General features: G+C 73.1%; 1 protein-coding gene. It reads left to right on the top strand.

The window, feature by feature from the left end:
* The first annotated feature begins 507 nt into the window (after positions 1–507).
* Positions 508–1752 carry a hypothetical protein gene (locus A5622_RS19250; RefSeq protein ID WP_369829247.1) on the top strand — a complete coding sequence of 415 codons (1245 nt, stop codon included), beginning with the start codon at positions 508–510 and terminating at the stop codon, positions 1750–1752.
* The last annotated feature ends 85 nt before the right edge of the window (positions 1753–1837 follow it).

The following is a 1837-nucleotide window of genomic DNA, read 5'->3' on the forward strand; positions in this document are numbered from 1 at the left end:
GACTAAGGGTGTCCGCCGCCGCCTCCGCCGCCGCGGCCGCCAGCCCGCCGCCCCTGCGCCCCCCCCGGCCCCGCCCCCCCCCGGGCCCCCGGTGCGGCCCAGCCGAAGATCGCGCCGCCGCAGCCACTGGCCGCGCCGCAGCCCATCGCCCCGCCGCCGCCCGCCGCTCCGCCCATCCCGGCCCTGCCCCCGCCGGTGTTCGTTCCGCCGCCCCGCCTGCCGGTACCCGGAGTGGGCGGCGGTCACGGGCCCCTCGGCGGTCGGGGCCCGTTCGGTCACGGCCCGTTCGGCGGTCACGGACCCTTCGGCCACGGACCCTTCGGCGGCCACGGACCCTTCGGGGGTCACGGATTCGGTGGTGGTCACGGGTTTGGCGGCCACGGCTTCGGCGGTGGTCACGGCTTCGGCCACCGATAGCGCCCTCGCGGTTCCCGGGCGGGCCGAACCCGGCGCGCTAGGGTGGCGGATCTGGGCAGGGCTACCAATTTCGGACGATGTGGAGGAGTGGTGGACGTCGTACTTGGCGTGTCTATGGCACCTGAGACCGTCCGCATGGTGCTCGTCGAAGGCGAAGCCGCGAGCGGGGTGACGGTCGATCAGGACGGTTTCGATGTCGCCGGCCACGAAACCCCCATCGCCGCAGCCAATCACGTCGTCGCGGCCATTCTCGGAACCCGGGACAGCGCGGCCCAAGGCGGGTATCGGCTCAAGTCCAGCGGAGTGAGCTGGACCGACCCCGTCAAGGCGGCGGCACTGCGAGACGCGTTGGCCGCGCGCAAGATCGAGAACGTCATGCTGGTCTCGGCGGTCATGGCCGCCGCAGCGCTGGCGCAGGCCATGGGCAGCGCGACCAACTGGGCCCGCACGGCGCTGCTGCTCGTCGAACCGGACAGCGCGACCCTGGCTGTCGTCGACACCTCGCACGGGACGGTCACCGACGTGCATCGGCACCCGCTGCCCGGCGACGACGACGCCGCACTAGCGAAACTCGCCGCGATGGTCTCGGACGCCGAGTCGATGAGCGCGCGGCCCGACGGGTTGTTCCTGGTCGGCTCGGAGGTCGACATTCCCTCCATCAAACCCACGCTCGAGGCGGCGACCGCCCTGTCGGTGACGACGCCCGAAGAACCCGAGATGGCCCTGGCGCGCGGCGCCTCGCTGGCCGCGGCGAACGCGAAGCTGGGCGCGCCGCGAACGGTCGCGATGAGCGCCACGCAGACCGCCTCGGCCGCGGCGGCCGAGCTCGCCTACAGCGCCGAGGACGACCCGGCCTCCGACGCCCACCGGCTCTCGGGCACCCCGGCGCAGCAGCGCCGCAGCCGCAAGTCGATCGTGACCATCGCCGCCGTCGCGGCGGTGTTCGTCGGCGGCGTCGCGGCGTTGACGCTGGCACTGATCTTCGGGAATCGGCCGCCCGCGGACCAGCGGCCCGACGTCGGCACGAACGTCGTCGCGCCGCACCATCCGGACTGCCGTCGGCGCCATCGACACACCAAGTACGGTGTCCAAAGCTCCTCCAATAGTCGGTTGCTAGCCAATAACGGTGAGGGCGGGCCTCGTCGCACGCATTGGTGGCGCGAGAGATCGCTTGGTCCCCACCGTTATTCCCCTAGTAACCCGATTTTACGCTCGTTCGCCGCCGCGGGGGTGGCCCGGGACCGGGCCTCGGCCGGCCTACGGGGACGGAATCCCAGGCCCCAGATGGCGGTGCAGCCAGTCGTCCAGGTTGTGGTGGTCGCCGGAATGCGGTGAGGGCTGCGGCGGCGCCTCGCTGGCCGCGGCGAACGCGAAGCTGGGCGCGCCGCGAACGGTCGCGATGAGCGCCACGCAGACCCCA

Source organism: Mycobacterium sp. 1245801.1, from assembly GCF_001673055.1.
Lineage (GTDB): Bacteria > Actinomycetota > Actinomycetes > Mycobacteriales > Mycobacteriaceae > Mycobacterium > Mycobacterium europaeum_A.